Genomic DNA, 3,274 nt, shown 5'->3' with positions numbered 1-3,274 from the left:
ACGCCGTCCCCGACGCCCACCCGGACGCCGTCCCCGACGCCCACCCCGACGCTCAGCCCGCCGTCACCGCCCCTGCCCGGCGCGGGGAGGACCAGCACCACCGACGGGTGAGCTACCCGTCAGTAGGTTGGGCGGTAGGATCGGTGGCATGAAGCGCGAGATCTACGACGAGGACCACGAGGCATTCCGATCATCGGTGAGGGAGTTCCTCGACCGATCGGTCGTCCCGAACGTCGAGCAGCACGCCGCCGACAAGGCGCTGCCGCGAGAGTTCTGGCTCGAGGCCGGCAAGCAGGGCTTCCTGGGGCTGGAGATCCCCGAGGAATACGGCGGCGCCGGGGCTGACGACTACCGCTTCAACGCGGTCGCGGCCGAGGAGCTCAACAAGGTCAACGCCGCGCTGGGCTCCTGCTGGGGCATCCACGCCGACATCACCGCGCCGTACATCGTCGAGCTCGGCACGGAGGAGCAGAAGCAGCGCTGGCTGCCCGGCGTCGCTGCCGGCGAGATCCTGCTGGCCATCGGCATGACCGAGCCCTCCGGTGGTTCCGACCTGGCCGCGCTCAAGACCACCGCGGTGCGCGACGGCGACCAGTGGGTCATCAACGGCTCGAAGACCTTCATCACCAACGGCTACTCCGCCGACCTGGTCATCACCGCGGTGCGCACCGACCCCGAGAAGGGCGCGCGCGGCATCACCCTGTTCGCGATCCCCTCCGACGCCCCCGGCTTCAGCCGCGGCCGCAAGCTCGACAAGGTCGGCCAGGACGAGTCCGACACCGCCGAGCTGTTCTTCGAGAACGTCCGCCTCGGCGACGACCACGTGCTCGGAGAGCTCGGTGGCGGCTTCATCGCGATGATGCAGAAGCTGCCGCAGGAGCGTCTGGGCTGCGCGATCTCCAACGTCGCGCACGCCAAGCAGATCCTCATCGAGACGCTGCAGTACACCAAGGATCGCAAGGCCTTCGGCCAGTCGATCGGGCAGTTCCAGCACAACAAGTTCCTGCTGGCCGAGCAGTTCACCGCCATCGAGGTCGCCGAGTCCTACGTCGACTCGTGCGTCGTGGCCCACGACAAGGGCGAGCTGACCCCGGTCGACGCCGCCAAGGCGAAGTGGTGGAGCTCGCAGGTGCAGAACGACGTCCTCGACCACTGCGTGCAGCTGCACGGTGGCTACGGCTTCATGAACGAGTACCGCGTGGCCCGCGCCTGGCGCGACGCCCGCGTCTCGAAGATCTGGGCCGGCTCGAACGAGATCATGAAGGAGCTCATCGGCCGCGAGCTCGGCCTCTGACGCACCTCGTCGAGCCCCCGTCCCCGTGAGGGACGGGGGCTCGAGTCATTCACGCATATCGATGTGACTTCGTGAGCGCGAGAGCGCAGGATTCATCGGTGATCGCCGCCCTCCGTCGTCAGGCAACGCCGCCGTCCCCGTTGGCCGGCCGCCTGGCCCAGCAGTCGTTGCTGTTCGCCCTGGGCGACGGGGCCTTCATGACCGGCTCCGCGGTCTTCTTCACCCAGATCGTCGGGCTCACCGCCGCCCAGGTGGGCCTCGGGCTCACGATCGCCGGTGGCGCGGCGTTCCTGGCCGCTCTCCCGATGGGCAAGCTGGTCGACCGGTTCGGTCCCAAGCGGATGTGGGCCGTGAGCGCCGCCGGGCAGGCCGCGATGTTCTCGCTGTGGCCGTTCATCGACGACTTCACCGGCTACGTGCTGATGGCCGTGGGCATGGAGATCATCGGCGCGCTCGGGGGCGCCGCCCACGGCGCCTACACGATCGACGTGCTTCCGCCCGCCGAGCGGGTGGCCTCGCGCGCCTACATGTACTCCGCCCTGAACGTCGGGTTCACCCTCGGCACGCTGCTCGGCGGGATCGCCCTCGCCTTCGAGTCCAACGACCTGCTGCACGCCATGCCCTGGTTCACCGCCGCGGTGTTCGCCGTGAACGCGCTGGCCATCCGGCGCCTGCCGCGCGCGCCCCACGACGACCGGACGGCCGAGGACCGCGCGGTGAAGGTGCCCGGCCCGGGCCCGCTGCGCAACCCGGGGTGGCTGCTGACCGAGTTCTTCGGCGGCGTCTTCTGGACCAACCAGGTGCTGCTGCACATCGTGATCCCGCTGTGGCTGGTGCAGGAGACCGACGCGCCCCGGGTGCTGCTCGCCTTCCTCTTCGGCACCAACACGGTGATGTGCATCTTCCTGCCGATGGCGGCTGCCCGCGGCGTGAAGGACACCACCAGCGCGCTGCGCGCCGTCCGGCTCTCCTCGGGATTCTTCGTGGTCTCCTGCCTGATCACGCTCGTCACCCACGACACGGTCGGCTGGGTGACCATCGTCCTGGTGTGGCTGGGCCACGTCACGGTCACCGGCGCTGAGCTCTACCTCTCCGCCGCCGGTTGGTCCTTCGAGGCCGACCTCATGGACCCGCGCCAGCGCGGTGCCTACCAGGGCGCCTCCGAGCTCAGCGGCACGCTCGGTCGCGTCTGGGCGCCGGCCCTCTACACCTTCCTCGCGCTGAGCTGGGGTGCCGGTGGGTGGCTGGTGATCGCCGGCATCATCGTGGTGGCGACCATCGGGGTGCACCCCTCGGTGCGGATGGCCGAGCGGTTCCTCGCCAGGCACGTGCCAGCGGACGTCCTCGAGGAGGCGCGGGCCTCGGCTCCTGATCCCGAGGACGCCCTCGTGGTCGGACCCCCGTCGCTGCTGGAGCCCGGCGAGGCCTCGCCGGGTCGGATCGACCAGCCGTAGTGCGGAACGCCCGGACAGGCGATCACCGGTGTGCCACCGTAGGGGCATGGCCGCCGACTCCCGCCCGAGGTCGCTGAGACTCGGTGTCTGGGTGGCCGTCGCGGCCGGGCTGCTGGGCCTCGCGGTCTTCGGCGGGGTGCGCTACCTGTTCTTCGGGCTCGACGAGCCGACGCCGTGGGACAAGCCTGCCCGCCTGGTCGACGGCCAGATCGAGCTCACCTACGACGGCCGCGAGTGCCGCGACCAGGTGGACGTCACGGTCGAGGAGAACTCCGAGCAGGTCGTCATCACCGTCACCGAGCGGGTGCGCACCCTCGTGTGTCGCGACGAGGAGGTGACGTCGTACGACGTCTCGGTCGAGCTCGATGAACCCCTCGGTGACCGCGTGCTGGTGGACGGCGCCTGCGGGTTGGGGCAGTTCACCAACGACGAGCGCTGCGACTCCGAAAGCGACCGGATCGCCGGTTGACCTGCCGCTGACGCGCGCTCAGGTCAGGGGCAGAGGCCCGGGATCGGCCCGAGGTCG

General features: G+C 70.1%; 3 protein-coding genes. All 3 read left to right on the top strand.

Annotated elements, in window-relative coordinates; all coding sequences use genetic code 11:
- The first annotated feature begins 148 nt into the window (after positions 1–148).
- The 3 genes from VOI19_RS16730 to VOI19_RS16720 all read left to right on the top strand — a co-directional run bounded on the left by VOI19_RS16730 (position 149) and on the right by VOI19_RS16720 (position 3,217).
- Complete coding sequence (locus tag VOI19_RS16730; protein WP_323794094.1) at positions 149–1,294, top strand: acyl-CoA dehydrogenase family protein; 1,146 nt, start codon at positions 149–151, stop codon at positions 1,292–1,294.
- Between the two features lie 98 nt (positions 1,295–1,392).
- Positions 1,393–2,748, top strand: a complete 1,356-nt coding sequence (locus tag VOI19_RS16725) for an MFS transporter (protein WP_323794093.1) — start codon at positions 1,393–1,395, stop codon at positions 2,746–2,748.
- A 46-nt stretch (positions 2,749–2,794) separates the two neighbouring features.
- Positions 2,795–3,217, top strand: coding sequence for a hypothetical protein (locus tag VOI19_RS16720; RefSeq protein WP_323794092.1), 423 nt, complete (start codon positions 2,795–2,797; stop codon positions 3,215–3,217).
- The last annotated feature ends 57 nt before the right edge of the window (positions 3,218–3,274 follow it).

Origin of the sequence: Nocardioides sp. (genome assembly GCF_034670285.1) — a bacterium.
Lineage (GTDB): Bacteria > Actinomycetota > Actinomycetes > Propionibacteriales > Nocardioidaceae > Nocardioides.
This window is presented reverse-complemented; position numbering and strand designations above follow the sequence as displayed.